The organism is Acinetobacter sp. C32I (assembly GCF_023702715.1).
In the GTDB taxonomy this organism is placed as follows: domain Bacteria; phylum Pseudomonadota; class Gammaproteobacteria; order Pseudomonadales; family Moraxellaceae; genus Acinetobacter.
Genome location: NZ_CP098480.1, coordinates 3,400,974 through 3,419,427, shown reverse-complemented (window position 1 = coordinate 3,419,427; position 18,454 = coordinate 3,400,974). Strand labels below are relative to the sequence as shown.

Here is an 18,454-nt window from a genome sequence, read left to right as displayed (position 1 = left end):
GTGTCAAATATAGAGAAACCCAAAGCCACCTATGAGCAAGCCATTGCCATAGACAATGCTCGCCTCGGCCAATCCTTTAAAGTGATTGCCTATGCTGGCACAGGTAAAACCACCACTTTACAAATGATCAGTGATGCCATGCCTGAACGGCGCGGTATGTACTTGGCATTTAACAAAGCCATTGCTGCTGAAGCTCAAAATAAGTTTCATGGCAATGTGAATTGCCGTACCTTTCACTCACTCGCTTTTCGCAGTGCACCGCGTGGCGTAACCGATAAATTACGTTTACCGCGTCTTAGTCCTAGCTTTATTGCCAAAGAATATCGGCTAGAACCGATTACGCTACGCCGCTTGATGGGTGGGCGTTATGAAAAATATGTATTGATGCCGAGCCGCTTGGCCAGTCTGGTTGCCAATGCGGTCAGCTACTTCTGTTCAACCAGTTCACAATACCCAGCCCCTCGTCATATTCAAGCGCCAAGTTGGTTGCATCTAGACGATATTGAGGCCTTGCAACAGCATCTCTACCCAGCAGTGGAACGACGTTGGCTCGAATCAATTGATCCGAATCACCAAGCAGGGATTGGCCATGATATTTACCTCAAACTCTGGGCCTTATCTGAACCGAATATCCCTGCCGACTATGTACTGTTTGATGAGGCGCAAGATGCCGATCCATTGATGTTGGGTATTTTATTGCGTCAAAAAAGTACCCAAGTGATTTATGTCGGTGATGCACATCAGCAAATTTATGCATGGCGTGGTGCAATCAATGCCATGCAGCAAATGCCATTGCCTGAAAGTCGTTTAACCACCTCTTTCCGTTTTGGTGAAGCGATTGCCGATGTTGCCAACAGTTTACTCGGTGCATTGAATGAAACCGTCCCTCTGCTGGGTAATCCCAACCAAAAATCCAGTGTGGTGAATAAACCGCATACCAAGATGCGCGATGCCATTTTGTGTCGAACCAATGCACGTGCGATGGAGTTACTGCTATCTGGTTTAGTGCATGGTGATAAAGTCAGTCTGCAAGCCGATCACCAAAAACTCAGCCGCTTTGTTGATGCCGCCAGTTTACTTAAACAAGGCAAACGCATTACCGATGTGCCAGAGCTGGCTTGGTTTAACTCTTGGCATGATGTCCATGAATATTGTGAAACCAATGATGGTAGTGACATCAAACCCTTGGTCAAACTGGTAGATGACCATGGTACCGACCCTCTGAAAAAGGCACTGGCCAAAATCACCCCGATTGAACAGGCAGACTATGTCATTTCAACCGCGCATAAAGCCAAAGGTTTGGAATGGAATCGGGTACATATCGAAGACGATTACCAATTTAAAATAAATGGGCTAGAACATAAAATTACAGATGAAGAGCTAAGATTACTTTACGTGGCCTGCACGCGTGCTAAAGTAAGTTTAAATATTCATCATTTATACGACTTAATACAACAATTAAAACGGTGCGCTCCCTCAAGTCTTCGTCAGTCCGCAGGTTAAAGCGCTCTTGATTGAGGTCAGCTCATGCAACTTGAATCGGTTCAATTCAAACACATTGGCATGTTTCGGGATTTAAATCTCAAATTTGATCCCGAACAACGCCCCATCACCTTGATCCTTGGCGACCAAGCCACAGGCAAAAGCAGCATTTTAAAAAATATCTACCAGAGTCTGACCTGGTTTTCTGCACGCTATAAAGATATTCGTACTGCAGGTGTGGTGATTGCTGATCAAGATATTATGCTCAATCGCCTGCAAGCCAAAATTCAAATTCAAGTCCGTATGAGCAACGAACTCGCAGGAACTCTAACCGAAAGTAGCTCCGCCCAACAGACCGATACCCAAAGCTGCACATGGAAACTCTACAAAACATTTAATAGTCAAGGGGTTGGGATTAGCCAAGTGGAGACCCAACAACTTGACCAAATGGTGACGTTGTATCAAAAAACAGGACTACAAGATCCATTATTCGGCTTGCCTTTGATCGCCTACTATCCTGCTGAACGCTTCGTACAAGACATCAATTTACAAAGTAAAAATACACCGGGAACCCTGCAAGAAATCTCGGCCTATGATTTGACCGCCATACCCTACACCACCTTTACCCGTTTTTTTGAGTGGCTACGCGAGATTAGCGATGTCGAAAATGCGCATTCCGCACACATTGTCAGACGTCTAATGGGCAATGATTTTAATCAACAAAATCAATCTGAAATATTACAGGAACTACAACAAGAGCTGATTAATCACCCCAAGCAACTCTCTGCACCGAATCTTTATGCCTTGAAAAACAGTTTGCATACGGTTTTTCCTGAGTTAAGTGATATTTATATTCAGTACGTGCCAAAACTCCAATTGATGGTGCGTTATCACGATCAACTGATCCCTTTTCAACAACTATCTGCTTCACTTAAAACCTGGATTGCCTTAGTTGGAGACATTAGTCGTCGGCTGTGCTTGCTGAATCAGCATTGTTTTAATCCTTGTTTAGAAGGTGAAGGGATTTTGATGATTGATCAAATTGACCATCAACTTGATCAAAATAATTGTGCGGAAATTTTGGAGCGTCTCCATCAAGCTTTTCCTTGTCTACAAATCATCGTCTCAGGCAATCGAGATGCCTTGCTTGAACATGCCTTACATTACCAATGTTTAAAACTGGACCCAACAGGGGTGTATCAACTTAATCTAGAAGCATCACAGCAACAGCTTTCAAATTTATATCAAGGCCTCACCCAGACCGAAACAGCACATTCCGTGCAAACCCATACCTTGCTGCAAGCCGATCCATTGACCAGCAAAGTCGATGATTTATTCCAGCAAATTCAGGATTTAAACGAACAAGAAAAGAACAATTTACTTAACCTGCTCAAGATAGATGATACACCGCAAGAAACCCCGTTATAAAGGCGTATCAAAAAACAGAAATTGAAATGTTTTCAATCAAATGATGTTGTTTGTTTCATGTAATAACATCAGATTTTTACTGATATTTTATAGTAAAATAAATCGCATTTTTTTATTTTCAAGTTGTGCAATACAACTTGCTGCCTCCGTTAACTTGATTGGGCTTCAAGATTTAAAGTTTTTGGTATTCTCTTTGAGTGCCTGTAAGTCTTGAAAGAAAATTCACCCCTTAGGTCTTCGACCTAAATCATCGACATGGATACCAGTGTGCTACCGATTATTATCTTATTACCGCTCATACTCGGCACCACCCTTGTCTCACAATTACAGCGTATTTCGCGTGGCGTGACGGCACTTGGGGCGATTGGCATCAGCCTTAGTTGTTTTATTTTACTTTTAACTCAGGCAGAAACGGTTCTTCAGGGCAATACCCTGCAACAAAGCTGGGACTGGCTTCCACAGCTTGGAATTAATCTGAGTTTTCGCCTAGATGCATTAGGTCTATTGTTTGGTCTGCTGATTAGCGGTATCGGCACTCTGATTTATATTTATGCCTATTACTATCTCAGTCCTAAAAATTCTCTCAGTAAACTCTACCAGCTGTTGATGCTGTTTATGGCCGCCATGCTGGGGATTTCACTCTCAAATAACCTGATCATCTTATTGGTGTTCTGGGAGCTGACCAGTATCTCCTCTTTCCTATTGGTAGGTTACTGGAGCCAATATGAAGCTGCTCAGCGTGGCGCGCGTATGGCTCTGACCATTACAGGTATGGGCGGCTTGGCCATGCTGGGTGGTTTTGTACTGATTGGACAAATCACGGGTACCTATCAGATTGATGAATTGGTATTGATGAAAGATACCATTCAGCAACATGCGCTGTTTGTTCCGGCATTATTGCTGATCCTGTTAGGTGCATTCACCAAAAGTGCCCAATTCCCCTTCCATTTTTGGTTACCGAATGCGATGGCAGCGCCGACCCCTGTGTCAGCCTATCTGCATTCTGCAACCATGGTCAAAGCAGGGATTTTCTTGTTGGCGCGTTTAGCTCCTATTTTTATTGGTGCTGCGCTGTATCACAATATCGTGACTTTTGTCGGCCTGTTCACTTTATGTATGGCCGCAGGTTTTGCAATTTTCAAAGAAGACCTAAAAGGACTTTTGGCCTATTCAACCATTAGTCATTTGGGTTTAATCGTATGTTTACTCGGTATAGGCTCGCCATTGGCGGTGGCTGCCGCAATTTTCCACATCATCAACCATGCCACCTTTAAAGCGGCATTGTTCATGATTGCAGGGATTATTGACCATGAAACGGGCACACGCGATTTACGCAAGCTCAGTGGCATCTGGCAACTGCTTCCATTTACAGGCACTCTCACCATGATCACTGCTGCCTCAATGGCGGGTGTACCACTGACCAATGGCTTTATCTCGAAAGAAATGTTCTTTACCGAGCTATTGGCCAACTTGTCTGGTCCAGTGATGGTGATTTCGGCCATTGTCGCTACTTTAGCGGGTATTTTTGCAGTCAGCTATTCGATTCGCCTCGTTCATGGGGTGTTCTTTGATGGTCCTGTTGGTAAACACGTCCCGAATAAAGATGCACACGAACCGCATTTCGGTATGCGCTTACCTGCCATCATTTTGGCAACCTTATGTATTTTGGTCGGTATCCTCCCTGCCCTATTTGCAGGGACAATGGTCAACAGTGTCACTCGTGCAAGTTTGGCACAGCCTGAATTTGAAGGCGTTCATCTTGCGATTTGGCATGGCATCAACGCCCCCCTGATCATGAGTCTGATTGCCTTAATCGGTGGATCAATCTTCTACTTTGCACTGGCAAAAGAGGGGCGTATTCGTAAAATCGACTTAGATCCTTATCTTGGAAAATTCCAAGGCAAGATTCTGTTTGATCTATTCTTGAAAAATTTATTACTGATCAGCCGCAAGATTAAACAGAAGACCGAAAATGGTTCTTTGCAAAGCTATATCCTCTGGATTGTGTTGTTTAGCATCATCATGGTCGGCTTACCACTGTTCAACCAAGGCTTAACCACAGGCACACGTGAACTCACCCATGCACCGTGGGTGGCGATTGTACTCTGGCTAACCCTGTTCTCAGGTTGCTGGATGATGCTGTGGTTCCATCATGAACGTATCAAAGCCGTCCTGATCAGTGGGGCAGTCGGCTTGGTGGTCACCATGGTTTTTGTGACCCTTTCTGCACCCGATTTGGCATTGACTCAGATTACAGTCGATGTGGTGACCACTGTTTTATTACTGATGAGTTTGTCTTTACTGCCACAACTCACCCCGTACGAATCAAGCCGTTCACGCCGTTGGCGAGATGCCAGCCTTGCCATCGCAGGTGGTTTAGGTATTGGTTGGATCACTTGGTTGCTGTTAACCCGCGATCACAACTCAATCTCGTGGTTCTTTATGCAACAGGCAATTCCGTTAGGTGGTGGTTCAAACGTGGTCAATGTGATCTTGGTTGATTTCCGTGGTTTCGATACCTTCGGTGAAATTACCGTACTCGGCATTGCCGCCATTGGTGCGCTATGTCTGATGGATGGTATGCGTGCACATGGAACTACCATGACCCAAGGCTTAACCTATCGTTTCAACCCTTCACCGCTGATGTTCCGTATCACGGCGTCATGGATCTTGCCACTGGCCTTGGTGGTCAGTGTCTACATCTTCATGCGTGGGCATAATCTTCCGGGTGGTGGCTTTATTGCAGGTTTGATTACCTCAATGGCACTGATTATTCAATACATCGTATTGGGTCAAGACCAGACCGAACAGATGATCAAAGCCAAATCAGGTCGTCTCTATGAGTTATGGATTGGAACAGGTTTAACCATTGCAGGTCTCACTGGTATTATCGCGTGGTTCTGGGCTCGCCCTTTCCTCACCAGTGCACATATTTATGTCGAAGCGCCATTGCTTGGAAAAATGCATCTTGCCTCTGCAGTCGCATTTGATACAGGGGTCTACATTACCGTTGTAGGGGCTGCCATGTTGTTGATCTCCGTACTCGGAGACTCGCGTCACTCTAGTATGGCTGGTCCGATCCCAGGTGGAGATAATCAAAATGATTAGTATTGAATTTTTACTCGCGTCAGGGATTGGCTTACTCACGGCAACAGGTATTTATTTGATTCTGCGTGCCAGAACATTTCCAGTGGTCCTTGGTTTAGCCATGATTGGCTATGCCGTGAACTTGTTCCTATTTGCCATGGGCCGTCTGCAAATCAATGCACCTGCGGTGTTGACTCAGGCCACCAAAGTGACCGACCCACTCCCACAAGCACTGGTGTTAACGGCAATTGTGATTGGTTTCGCTACCACCGCCTTTATCGTGCAACTTGCCTTACGCAGTCGTTATGAATCTGGTACAGACCATGTCGACTCGAAAGAAGAACCCACCTTGACTTATGACCCACGTGAGGATGAGCCATAATGTTTGATTTTTACAGTTTCTGGCACGCTCACGCTCCAATTATCAGTATCTTAATTCCAGCATTCACCAGTTTTATTCTGGTGTTATTGGGCAATCCAGGTTCAGGTTCTTTAAAGCAAGATTGGCGTCAACCTTGGCGTCGCGGAATTAGTATTGCTTCGGCCGTTTTGGGCTTAATCACGGCAATCAGCTATCTGAGTATTGCCAGCACAGGCCAAATTACAGTTTATCAGCTCAGTGAATGGTCGGCGCCATTCGGGATTGTCTTAGTCCTTGATCGCCTATCTGCCTTTATGTTGGTCCTGACCTATATTCTTGCAGTACCCGTGATTTGGTATGCCAGTGAGAACTGGGATACACGTGGGCGCTATTTCCATACCATGGTGCATTTCCTGCTCATGGGAATCACAGGTGCCTTCCTGACAGGCGACTTATTCAACTTATTCGTCTTCTTCGAAATCCTGCTGATGGCTTCTTATGTGCTGTTATTGCATGGTCAAGGTCGTCCACGTTTCCAGCTTGGGGTGCATTACGTCACCATTAACTTGCTGGCCTCTGCCCTATTCCTGATTGGTCTAGGCATGATTTACGGCAGTGTCGGCAGTTTGAATATGGCTGATGTCGGTCGTCTGGTATCAAGTCTAGATGGCGATCAGCACAAGCTTGCCGTTGCAGGTGGACTATTGCTGTTTGTGGTGTTTGGTATTAAAGCTGCGATGTTGCCTGTCGGCTTCTGGTTACCGAAAACCTATGCGGTTGCAAGCACACCGGTCGCTGCGATTTTTACCATTATGACCAAAGTGGGTATTTATGCCATTTTACGTGTCAATGGCACTGTGTTTGATGATGCCATGGCACAAAGCATTTTCAAGAATTGCTTGTTGATCATTGGTTTGGTGACTTCCCTTTATGGTGTAATTGGTGCAATTGGCGCTGAACGCTTACGCCGTTTTGTTGGCTTCATGGTGCTGTCATCGATTGGTACTTTGCTGATTTCAATTGCCATGTTCAATACACAGGCATGGGCCGCAGCACTGTATTATTTAGTTCACAGTACCTTGATCGCAGCAGCTTTCTATTTATTCTGTGGCTGGATGACCTCGCAACGTGGCGCTTTTAAAGATCATTTAAAAGTTGCACCACGAATCAAACAGGAAAAAGCAGCTGCTTTTACTTACTTTACCATCGCCTTAATGATGGCAGGTTTACCTCCATTCAGCGGCTTTCTAGGTAAAGTCTTCATCTTGCAAGCTACTGCTGAGACACCCTATCAAGGCTGGATCATCGCAGTGATTCTGATTGTGAGCTTGCTCAGCATTATTGCCATGACACGCGTTGGCTTTATTTTGTTCTGGCGTGCAACACCACCTGAAGAAGATCAGAATGAAGCGGCTTATGCTGAGTATCAAGCCCTACCCGAGCTTGCACCAAAGCGGAATGATACTGCGATCTATATTTTACTTGGCGCATTAATGCTTTATGTGGTTTGTGCAGCGCCGATTCAGAACTATACGCTTGCAACAGCACAGCAAATTCAGAATCACGCGCTTTATAACCAGACCATTCTGAAACATGATGCACAAGGTCGCCCGATCAGCGTACAGCCTTATGATCCAAGCTACTTACCTGAAACCAAGTATGGTGGTGAAGTTGAAGATCCGAACGCCTTGCTGATTCCAGATATTATTTCTAAGCCAACCTTACAAGGCGAACATATTTCTGAATATAAGCAACGCCAAATTGCGGAGCAAGTCCTCGAAGCACCGACCATTCCGAATAGCACACAGTTAAAGCCAATGGAGGATCACTGATGCAAAAACTATCTTTGCTGGAGCGTTGGTTCCCACATCCATTTGTGTCAGTGCTGATTTTCTTGAGCTGGTTGATGCTGGCGCATAGTCTGGATCTGACCGATATTTTAATGGCGTTGATTCTCGCTGTGGTGATTGCACGGCTGGTCAGTCCATTTATTGCCAGAACACCGCATATTCATTGGCTTCCTGCGATGAAACTGGTCTTTGTAGTGCTGTGGGATATTGTGATTTCCAACTTCCGTGTTGCCAAAATGGTGCTTGGTCCAATGGATCAATTACACCCTAAATGGTATCGCGTTCCATTGGAAACTGAACATGAACAAGTGAATACTTTGCTGGCGATGATTATCACCACCACACCGGGTACGGTTTCAGCCGGAATCGATCAGGAACGTGGAGATATTCTGGTACATGCACTCAGTTCAGATAATACCGAACTGGATATTCAAGACATTAAAAAACGTTATGAAACGCCTTTAATCGAAATCTTTGATGTCAAGATTACAGAAGGAGCAAATAAATGACTATTTTGCCTTATGCATTGGGTATCGGTTTAATTGCCATTACCATCTCTATGTTTCTGTGCTTGATTCGCCTGATTGCGGGCCCTTCGGTGATTGATCGACTCTTGGCACTCGATACTTTATTTCTCAATGCCACCTGTCTGATCGTGGTCTTAGGCATTTATTGGGTCAGCACCAATCTATTCGAAGGTGCACTCTTGGTTGCAATGCTCGGCTTTGTCTCTACTGCCGCGCTTGCTCGTTACTTCACTACAGGTCATGTAATTGACTAAGGAGCAATGCTATGCAACTGATTCTTGAGATTGTCGTTTCATTTTTTGTGGTGTTTGGTGCGTTCTTTATGCTGATCGGTTCGATTGGCATGATTCGCCTCCCCGACTTATTTATGCGTCTGCATGCACCGACCAAATCCAGTACTTTAGGCCTTGGTAGCTTTCTGATCGCAGCCATGATTTTTGCTGCAATGCATGGTCGTTTTGGGTTTGCTGAGCTACTGATTACCTTATTTGCCTTTATCACTGCCCCTGTATCGGCCAATTTGATGGCACAAGCAGCCATCCATTTACGCTTACGTTCAACCAGTGGTGATGTGCCAGAAGCTTTAAATCGTCCATTGCCTTGGCAACGTTATCGTCGCCATCCATTGAAAAAGGATTAATTTAAAGCGAGCAATAAAAAAGCCACCCGAAGGTGGCTTTTTTATGTGTATTTACTTTTGTTCGTCTTGCTCTTGTTCAGGTAAATCCTTCACAGCTTCCGCAATCAGACCAAACATATAATTACCGTAGGCATTGGTTTTGTCATAGTGAAAACGTAAACGAGGCGTCACGCGAGTTTTAATGCGACGACTCAATTCATGGCGCAAGAAACCAGATGCTTTATTCAATACATCTAAAGTTTCTTTATTCGCAACTTCACTTTGATCATCACCGAGTTCACGTCCCATTACCGTGACATAAACTTCGGCATAACCCATATCTGCACTGACTTTCACGGCTGAGATGGTCACCAGACCACCCAGACGTGGATCTTTAAGCTCCTGACGGATAAGCTCAGACAACTCACGCTGTACTGAATCCGCCATGCGCTTTAAGCGTTGGCTACCCGCCATTAAAGACTCCGTTTAATCAATTGAACATCATACACTTCGATCTTATCTTGTGCTTTGATGTCTTTATAGCCTTTGACTGCAAGACCACATTCCATGCCAGCACGAACTTCTTCAACCACTTCTTTATAGCGACGAAGAGATTCAAGCTCACCTTGGAACACAACCACGTCATCACGTAATACGCGAATTGGCTTGTTACGGTGTAATACACCTTCAAGAACCATACAGCCCGCTGCCGCACCAAACTTACTTGAGTGGAACACTTCACGCACTTCAGCAACACCCAAGATAGTCTCACGGTGTTCAGGCGCAAGCTTACCGCTCATTGCTGCTTTAACATCATCAATCAATTGATAAATAATGCTGTAGTAACGAATATCGATACTATCTTGGTCCGCTTTTTGACGCGCAGTATTGTCAGCACGTACGTTAAAGCCTAGCAACACCGCTTCAGAAGATTCAGCCAAAGTCACATCTGATTCAGTGATCGCACCGACACCAGAACCGATAACACGGACTTTAACTTCATCAGTCGCAAGTTCATCAAGTGCAACATGCAATGCTTCTAAAGTACCGCGTACGTCAGTTTTGAGTACCACGTTCACTGTAGGAACATCTTTCTTGCCCATTGATGCCATGATGTTTTCAAGACGCATCGAGCTTGCACGCTCAAGACGTTTTTGACGTTCGCGATCTGCACGAGCATCAGCAACTTCACGCGCTTTCTTCTCATCGTTCACAACAAGAACTTCATCACCCGCCATTGGTGCTTCTGGTAAACCTAAGATTTCAACTGGAATTGATGGACCAGCAGAAGTAATACGTTGACCATTTTCATCCGACATCGCACGAACACGACCATAAGATGAACCAGCAAGAACCAAGTCACCAATGTTCAAGGTACCGTTTTGTACCAGAATCGAGGTTACCGCACCACGACCTTTGTCGACACGTGCTTCAATAACCACACCTTGCGCCGCGCCTTCTGCCGAAGCTTTAAGCTCCATCAATTCAGCTTGGATCAAGATCAAATCAAGTAAACCGTCAATACCTGCACCAGAATGTGCTGATACTTTGGCAATTGGCACATCACCGCCCCACTCTTCAGGTACGATCCCTTTGGTGGTCAATTCGTTTAATACACGGTCTACGTCAGCTGACTCTTTGTCCATCTTGTTGATGGCAACAATGATCGGCGTACCCGCAGCACGTGCATGGTCAATTGCTTCTGCAGTTTGTGGCATTACACCATCATCAGCCGCAACAACAAGGACCACGATATCAGTCGCTTTTGCACCACGTGCACGCATAGAAGTAAACGCTGCGTGTCCCGGTGTATCGAGGAAAGTAATAATCCCTTTCTCAGTTTCAACGTGATAAGCACCGATATGCTGGGTGATACCACCCGCTTCACCCGCAGCCACTTTAGAGCGACGGATACGATCCAGTAATGACGTTTTACCATGGTCAACGTGACCCATGATCGTTACCACTGGTGGACGAGTCGTTTGCTCACCACGTGCTTCTTCAGCAGCAACCAATAAGTTATCTTCTGCTTGCGTATCCGAAACTAAAACAGGGTTATGGCCCAATTCTTCAACCACAAGAACAGCAGTATCTTGATCAATGGCTTGGTTCTGAGTTACAAGCTCACCCATTTTCATAAGGGTCTTGATTACTTCACGAACTTTAACTGCCATTTTTTGTGCTAGATCAGCAACGATGATTTTTTCACCGATCTCAACATCATAAATTTGCTTTTTAACTGGTTTTTCAAAACCATGTTTATTCGCTTGGCTGGTTTTTAAACCACGCTTATGATGGCTTTTGCTGAAGCTTTGTTCTGCTTGTGCATCACCACCACGACCGCCTTTTTTACCAGCACGTGGGTTTGCTGTTGCACCACCACGTTTGATTTCACGGTCTTCCTTGTTAAAGGAATCTTCATACGCTTGGCCAACAAGACCTGCGGCTAAAGGTGAATCATCAATCACGCGAATAGTTGTCGTCGCATCATCACTTGAATATTTTGATGCCATTTTACGCATTTGTTCAAGCGTACGCTGCTGTGCTTCTTCAGCCGCCTTACGACGTACTGCTTCTTCAGTAGCTTTCAACTGAGCAGTTTGCTCTTCACGTGCGCGCTTTTGTTCTGGTGTTTCTGTTGGACGAATAACTGGGGCTTTAATGACCTTGTCGCTATTACGTTTTTTCACCACAACTGCTGCTTTTGCAGGTGCTTGACCTGAACTATCAGAAGTATGCGCAGCACGCATCGCTTCTAAAGTTGCATTGGCTTTTTGTTCTGCACTGTGACGAGCTTTTTGATCTGCTTCATCACGTACTTTTTGTTCAGCACGGACTTTTGCATCAGCTTCTACACGCGCTTTTGCTTCTGCTGCAAGTAACTCTGGATTTGGCTTAGCAAAAACTTGTTTCTTGCGAACTTCAACATTAATGCTTTTCGCTTTACCTGAAGTACTTGTTACTTTAGCAGTACTCGTTGTTTTACGTTTCAACGCAATCTTTCCTGTGTTACCACTTTCCTGACCATGTACTTTTTTCAAGTGATTGACCAAAGTATCTTGCTGTTCAGTGGTAATAATGTCATCTGCTTTACGCTGTGGTAGACCTGCTTCGCGAACCTGCTCTAGGAGTTTCTCTACAGGACGTTCTACGCTGAGCGCTAACTCTTGAATCGACTTGTCCGTCATCTATTATCTCCTAGTTAAACCATGATTCACGTGCTTTCATAATTAACTGACCCGCTTTGTCATGACCCAAACCTTCGATATCAGAGATATCATCAGTTGCTTGGTCCGCCAAATCATCAACAGTAACCACACCACGCGCCGCCAATGCATACGCAATCTCAGTCGTCATACCTTCCATACCGAGAAGTTCTGCACTTGGCTCTTGAATATTTTCTTGCTGTTTCAATGCATCTGTTAAAGCAGCTTCTTTCGCACGACTTTGAAGCAATTCAACTAAATCTGCTTCAAGCTCGATTTCGTCAAATGTTTCAGCAGGTACATACGCAATCTCTTCCAACGAAGTGAAGCCCATTTCGACTAAGGCCATTGCCAAGTCTTCTTCAATATCAAGACGTGTAATAAACATGTCTAAATACTGTTGCGCTTCATTTTGCTGACGAGCACGATACTCTTCTTCTAACATCATGTCGAGTTTATAACCCGTCAATTCCGATGCTAAACGAACATTTTGTCCTTGCGAACCAATCGCACGTGCTAACTGATCATTGGTTGCGAAGATGATATCTGCACTGCGTGCATCTTCATCTAATACAATACCTGATACATCAGCTGGCTCTAATGCGCTTGCAATATATTGTGCTGGATCATCAGACCACACCACGACATCAATACGCTCACCGTTTAACTCTTGTTGTACTGCTTGGATACGTGTACCACGCATACCAATACATGCACCCACAGGGTCAATACGATGGTCATTGGTTTTCACTGCAATTTTAGCACGAACACCCGGTTGACGAGCAGCTGCTTTAATTTCAATGATTTCTTCAGAAATTTCTGGAATCTCTTTTTTCATCAATGCAATTAACATCTCAGGACGCGCACGCGACAATAATAATTGTGCACCACGGCCTTCACGGTTGACGTTATACAAGATTGCATTGATACGCTGTTTAGGGCGTAAAATTTCTTTGTGAATCGTTTCTTCACGTGCTAAATATGCTTCAGCGTTGTCGCCTAGATCAATGATAAAGCCATCTTTAGTTTGCTTTTTCACTTCACCGTAAATCAACTCACCCACTTTAGATTCATAAGCATCGGCAACAAGTGCGCGCTCTGCTTCACGGATCTTTTGTACGATGACTTGTTTTGCGATTTGTGCAGCGATACGACCGAATTCAATCGACTCGACTTCCAACTCACGCACATCACCAATTGACCATTGTGATGGATCTACATCAGAAATTGCGTCTTGGCATGCTGGCATTTCATGATCTTCATCCGCAACCACAGTCCACTGACGGAAGGTACGGTAATCACCTGTTTTACGATCAATCTCAACACGAAGTTGAGCTTCTTCTGAACGTGTGCCTTCGTAAAACTTTTTCTTCGTTGCCGCAACCAGTGCTTGCTCTAACGCTTGGAAGATCGCTTCACGACTAACACCTTTTTCATTACTAACCGTTTCTGCAACGGTAAGAATTTCGCGGCCCATAAGTCACCTACCGATTTCTTATAAAATTAAGTTAATATTAGTCTTGATAGATTAAATTTGCTTTATCAATATTATTACTATCAATTTCAAGCACATGCTGACCTTCAACTTCGACCTGAATCAGTTCATTCTCTAAGTCTACAGAAAGTAATTTGGCTTGGAATTTACGACGGTTCTCGACAGCAGCAATTAATCGTAAAGCCACTTGATGCCCAATGTAGGCAGGCAGCTGGTTCAATTGGAAAAATGGACGATCCCAACCTGGCGAAGATACTTCCAAAGCATATTCACCTGAAATTGGATCATGAACATCAAGCATTGCACCCACTTGTTGTGTCACGAGAACACAATCTTGAACGCCAATACCACGCCCGAGTTCAACTTCACCATCTTCATTTAAGACAGGTTCAGCATTCTCATCTATCGCTTTATCAATATAAATGCGTAATAGAGAACGTTTACCTTGTGGCAGGAATTCAATCCCCCACAGATCTACACCACACGCAGCGACAGCTGGGGCGATTAGATCATGCAATGCTTGAGATTTATTTGATAATTTCATTTACTCTCGTCGCTCTTATACGAGCCAATCAATCTTAACCGTATAGTGAAGCACGACTATTTGACCAATTGATGTCGAACAACTACACGATAGCTAAACAACCAATAAAAAAGGGCGTAAATCGCCCCTATGTTACACAGAAAAGCAAAGCCCACTGTGCAAAAAGGCCCACCTTATTGTGAGCCTCTTTTTAGAAACTTGGTAGCGGGAGCTGGATTTGAACCAACGACCTTCGGGTTATGAGCCCGACGAGCTACCAGACTGCTCCATCCCGCATCAACGTGCAAAAATTATATACAAATATGAAAAAAAGTCAATTTAAGCTTTCATCAAATTTGCTTGATTAAGTTGCACCTTAATCAAATGGTAGCGGGAGCTGGATTTGAACCAACGACCTTCGGGTTATGAGCCCGACGAGCTACCAGACTGCTCCATCCCGCATCAACACAAACACTGCATACACCGAACTTAACTGGTTATTAAGTTTGGTGCGGAAGGGGGGACTTGAACCCCCACGCCCGAAAGCACTACCACCTCAAGGTAGCGTGTCTACCAATTCCACCACCACCGCAGTTTGTGGGACGCATTCTAGTCCTTAAAGTTCAAAAAGGAAAGAACTAATTCAACTTATTCAGTTGTTTTTGGTGCGTTTGATGAAGTTTCAGGCGATGTTGCTGGCGCAGACGTCGTTGTTTGGACAGTTTTTAGACTATATGCATCCGTCGTTTGTTTCTTGGCAAACACAGCCAAAGTCAAACTGGTGATAAAAAACAATGCAGTAAAAATCGCAGTTAAACGCGTTAAAAAGTTACCCGCACCTGAAGCACCAAATACAGTTGCAGCACCGCCACCACCAAACGATGCACCAGCTTCTGCACCTTTACCTTGTTGTACCAAGACCAAAGCAATAATTAAAATTGCCAAAATGATATGTACAACGAGTATAAAACTATACATCCCAATTCCTCGTTATTTGCTTTGTGCAAATGCTTTTGCGATTTGGTAAAACGATTGCGCATTTAAAGATGCACCACCGACCAAAGCACCGTTAATATCTGGACATGCCGCTAATTCAACTGCATTTTCAGCCTTGACACTACCGCCATAGAGGATGGCCATCTCCGCACCGAATGCCGTGAGTTGCTTCAAACCTTCACGAATTTTTGCATGCATCGCTTGAGCATCAGCAGGAGAAGCAGTCTTGCCTGTCCCGATTGCCCAAATCGGCTCATACGCTACCACAATCTTTTGCCATTGTTCAGCTTTCACTACCGCGGCAATATCACAAATTTGTTGTAATACTACTTGCTCTGCTGCACCTTGCTCACGCTGCTCTAAACTCTCGCCTACACAATAAATAATGTTAAGGCCAGCACTTAACGCATTTTGTAATTTTGCTTTTAAGATTTCGACATTGTCACCGAATAACTCACGGCGCTCAGAATGTCCAATTAAAACAAACTCAATACCACTGTCTTTTAACAGTTCAGCGCTCACCTCACCAGTATAAGCACCTGTCCCAGCAACACGGGAAACATCTTGGGCAACGGTATCAATCGTTCTCGCTGCATCTTTAAATTGTGTCTGAATACCGCTTAACGCGATTGCAGTTGGCGCAACACCAATATGGCACTGCTCTGCTGCAATATTTTCCTGTTGTAATAACTGTTTAAATTCTTCTACTAATTGGAAAGCATTCGCATGCATTGGATTCATTTTCCAATTGCCAACAACCCAAGGAATAATGCTCGAGTTCGACATACTTCGCCCGCCTACTGTTAATTTCTAAAAAATGCTGCATATTTTACACGGATTTTTATAAAATTCAGTTTTTTCTTTTACTGAGCTATAAATGACTCAAAAATCACCGTGATCGATAAACCTATCTGTTTCGCCCTGATGATATGATAGTGCTTCATATTCAAATTAAAAGGCAGTTTCAACTGAATTTATTTGATTCTTTGCAGGATTTACTGCAATCAAAGAAAATTAATTGACAAAAAACTCGATCAGTTCAAAGTTTTAAGCATGAACCAAGGCAAAAACAACACTTTCTGTAGTGGTATTTTTGCATAACAAAAGTATAATTTTTAGAATACATATTATAAACATTTATTGTCATAAGGCGGACAGATGTCAGGATTACATACGTCTCCAAAGTTTTCGGGGTTTATTCGACGGTTAGTTGAAGATGGACACATGTCTACGGCAACGATGCAGACCGCAATTGATACGGCTAAAAAATCACAACAAGATATCGTTGCACATTTGATTGAACAGCATCGCTTATCTCCTCTGACCATTGCGGAAACCATTGCCGTCGAATTCGGTGAGCCGCTTTTCGATCTGGCAGTATACGATACAGCTTTACTACCTCGCGAACTGGCGGATAACAAGCTCATTCAAAAGCATAAAGTTGCTCCGCTACTACAACGTGGGCAAATTTTATATGTGGCGACCAGTAACCCCACCAATATCGAAGCTTTGGATGCAATTCGCTTCAATACCAAACTGAATATTGAACCGATTATAGTTGAACACACTAAACTCGAAAAACTGATTGAACAGCAGTTTGGCGATTCTGGTAGTTTTGATTTTGGTGAAAGTGAAGACTTTGATCTCGACATTGATGTCAGTCAAACCCCAAACCAAGAGGAAGAAGACACTCCACAAGGCGACGAATCTCCAATTGTTAAATATATTAACAAACTGCTCATTGATGCGATTCGTATGGGTGCCTCTGACTTACATTTTGAACCTTATGAAAAAATGTACCGTGTCCGCTATCGTGTTGATGGTGTACTCCGTCAGATTGCCAATCCGCCCTTACAAATGGCCACTCGTCTCGCCTCGCGTTTAAAAGTCATGTCACAAATGGACATTTCTGAAAAACGGATGCCGCAAGATGGACGTATTAAACTTAAACTTTCCAAGACCAAAGCCATCGACTTTCGTGTCAACTCACTCCCCACCCTATTTGGCGAAAAGCTGGTGCTACGTATTCTCGATCCATCGAGTGCTATGTTGGGGATCGAAGCACTCGGTTATGAAGATGAGCAAAAAGCCTTATTTATGGATGCACTTGAAAAACCTCAAGGCATGCTACTGATTACGGGTCCAACAGGTTCAGGTAAAACCGTCTCTTTGTATACAGGTTTAAATATCCTCAATACTGAAGACACCAATATTTCAACTGCCGAAGATCCAGTCGAAATTAACTTAGAAGGGATTAATCAGGTTAACGTCAATCCAAAAACAGGACTCACCTTCTCTGCAGCCCTGAAAGCGTTTTTACGCCAAGATCCTGATGTGATCATGGTCGGGGAGATCCGTGATCTGGAAACCGCTGAAATTGCCATTAAAGCCGCACAAACGGGCCATATGGTGATGTCAACCCTACACACCAACAGTGCACCAGAAACCTTGACCCGTTTACGTAACATGGGGGTTCCTTCGTTCAACATCGCAACCTCAGTCAATCTGGTGATTGCACAACGCTTGGCACGTCGTCTCTGTGGCCAATGTAAAGAAGAAATTAATATCCCTGAACAAAGTCTGTTGGAACTCGGCTTTACTGAACAAGATTTAAATGATCCTGAATTCAAGATTTTTCAACCTGTTGGTTGTGCTGAATGTCGTGAAGGCTATAAAGGTCGTGTGGGGATTTACGAAGTCATGAAGGTTACACCAGAAATTTCCAGACTGATTATGGAAGACGGCAATGCCTTACAGATTGCAGCAGCATCAGAACAAGCAGGATTTAATAATCTACGTCGTTCAGGTTTGAAAAAAGTCATGCAGGGAATTACCTCTTTGCAGGAAGTCAACCGAGTAACAAGTGAATAAAATCAATAA

General features: G+C 44.1%; 15 protein-coding genes and 3 tRNA genes. 9 read left to right on the top strand and 9 right to left on the bottom strand.

Features of this window, described 5'->3' with window-relative positions; all coding sequences use genetic code 11:
* The 8 genes from NDN13_RS16325 to NDN13_RS16290 all read left to right on the top strand — a co-directional run bounded on the left by NDN13_RS16325 (position 1) and on the right by NDN13_RS16290 (position 9,375).
* Positions 1–1,503: a UvrD-helicase domain-containing protein gene (locus NDN13_RS16325; protein WP_251116207.1), complete on the top strand. Its 1,503-nt coding sequence runs from the start codon at positions 1–3 to the stop codon at positions 1,501–1,503.
* A 24-nt stretch (positions 1,504–1,527) separates the two neighbouring features.
* On the top strand, positions 1,528–2,910 hold the full coding sequence (locus tag NDN13_RS16320; RefSeq protein WP_251116206.1) for an ATP-binding protein: 1,383 nt from the start codon (positions 1,528–1,530) through the stop codon (positions 2,908–2,910).
* A gap of 255 nt (positions 2,911–3,165) precedes the next feature.
* Positions 3,166–6,018, top strand: a complete 2,853-nt coding sequence (locus tag NDN13_RS16315) for a monovalent cation/H+ antiporter subunit A (RefSeq protein ID WP_251116205.1) — start codon at positions 3,166–3,168, stop codon at positions 6,016–6,018.
* Positions 6,011–6,379 carry a Na+/H+ antiporter subunit C gene (locus NDN13_RS16310; RefSeq protein WP_004656199.1) on the top strand — a complete coding sequence of 123 codons (369 nt, stop codon included), beginning with the start codon at positions 6,011–6,013 and terminating at the stop codon, positions 6,377–6,379. Before NDN13_RS16315 ends, NDN13_RS16310 begins: the two co-directional genes overlap by 8 nt.
* Positions 6,379–8,190, top strand: coding sequence for a monovalent cation/H+ antiporter subunit D (locus tag NDN13_RS16305; RefSeq protein ID WP_251116204.1), 1,812 nt, complete (start codon positions 6,379–6,381; stop codon positions 8,188–8,190). The genes NDN13_RS16310 and NDN13_RS16305 overlap by 1 nt, the downstream gene beginning before the upstream one ends.
* A complete protein-coding gene (locus NDN13_RS16300) occupies positions 8,190–8,717 on the top strand; it encodes a Na+/H+ antiporter subunit E (RefSeq protein WP_251116203.1) in 528 nt (175 codons plus the stop codon). Before NDN13_RS16305 ends, NDN13_RS16300 begins: the two co-directional genes overlap by 1 nt.
* Positions 8,714–8,989, top strand: a complete 276-nt coding sequence (locus NDN13_RS16295; RefSeq protein WP_004656203.1) for a monovalent cation/H+ antiporter subunit F — start codon at positions 8,714–8,716, stop codon at positions 8,987–8,989. Before NDN13_RS16300 ends, NDN13_RS16295 begins: the two co-directional genes overlap by 4 nt.
* A gap of 11 nt (positions 8,990–9,000) precedes the next feature.
* A complete protein-coding gene (locus NDN13_RS16290) occupies positions 9,001–9,375 on the top strand; it encodes a Na+/H+ antiporter subunit G (RefSeq protein WP_004802326.1) in 375 nt (124 codons plus the stop codon).
* 51 nt (positions 9,376–9,426) lie between these two features.
* On the opposite strand, the gene NDN13_RS16285 is transcribed toward NDN13_RS16290, so the two are convergent.
* The 9 genes from NDN13_RS16285 to tpiA form a co-directional block, all read right to left on the bottom strand.
* A complete protein-coding gene (locus tag NDN13_RS16285) occupies positions 9,427–9,828 on the bottom strand; it encodes a ribosome-binding factor A (protein WP_004656205.1) in 402 nt (133 codons plus the stop codon).
* Positions 9,828–12,542, bottom strand: a complete 2,715-nt coding sequence (gene infB, locus NDN13_RS16280) for a translation initiation factor IF-2 (RefSeq protein WP_016542332.1) — start codon at positions 12,540–12,542, stop codon at positions 9,828–9,830. Before infB ends, NDN13_RS16285 begins: the two co-directional genes overlap by 1 nt.
* Positions 12,543–12,552: 10 nt before the next feature.
* Positions 12,553–14,037: a transcription termination factor NusA gene (nusA, locus tag NDN13_RS16275; RefSeq protein WP_004656210.1), complete on the bottom strand. Its 1,485-nt coding sequence runs from the start codon at positions 14,035–14,037 to the stop codon at positions 12,553–12,555.
* A gap of 37 nt (positions 14,038–14,074) precedes the next feature.
* Positions 14,075–14,599, bottom strand: a complete 525-nt coding sequence (gene rimP, locus NDN13_RS16270; RefSeq protein ID WP_251116202.1) for a ribosome maturation factor RimP — start codon at positions 14,597–14,599, stop codon at positions 14,075–14,077.
* A 199-nt stretch (positions 14,600–14,798) separates the two neighbouring features.
* A tRNA-Met gene (locus tag NDN13_RS16265) sits at positions 14,799–14,875 on the bottom strand.
* An 88-nt stretch (positions 14,876–14,963) separates the two neighbouring features.
* A tRNA-Met gene (locus tag NDN13_RS16260) sits at positions 14,964–15,040 on the bottom strand.
* Positions 15,041–15,085: 45 nt separating this feature from the next.
* Positions 15,086–15,170 (bottom strand) — tRNA-Leu (locus NDN13_RS16255).
* A 56-nt stretch (positions 15,171–15,226) separates the two neighbouring features.
* Entirely contained in the window at positions 15,227–15,556 is a 330-nt protein-coding gene (secG, locus tag NDN13_RS16250) for a preprotein translocase subunit SecG (RefSeq protein WP_251116201.1), read from the bottom strand.
* A 12-nt stretch (positions 15,557–15,568) separates the two neighbouring features.
* A complete protein-coding gene (gene tpiA, locus NDN13_RS16245) occupies positions 15,569–16,360 on the bottom strand; it encodes a triose-phosphate isomerase (protein ID WP_251116200.1) in 792 nt (263 codons plus the stop codon).
* 372 nt (positions 16,361–16,732) lie between these two features.
* On the opposite strand from tpiA, the gene pilB reads away from it, so the two are divergent.
* Complete coding sequence (gene pilB / locus NDN13_RS16240; RefSeq protein ID WP_251116199.1) at positions 16,733–18,445, top strand: type IV-A pilus assembly ATPase PilB; 1,713 nt, start codon at positions 16,733–16,735, stop codon at positions 18,443–18,445.
* Positions 18,446–18,454: the final 9 nt, after the last annotated feature.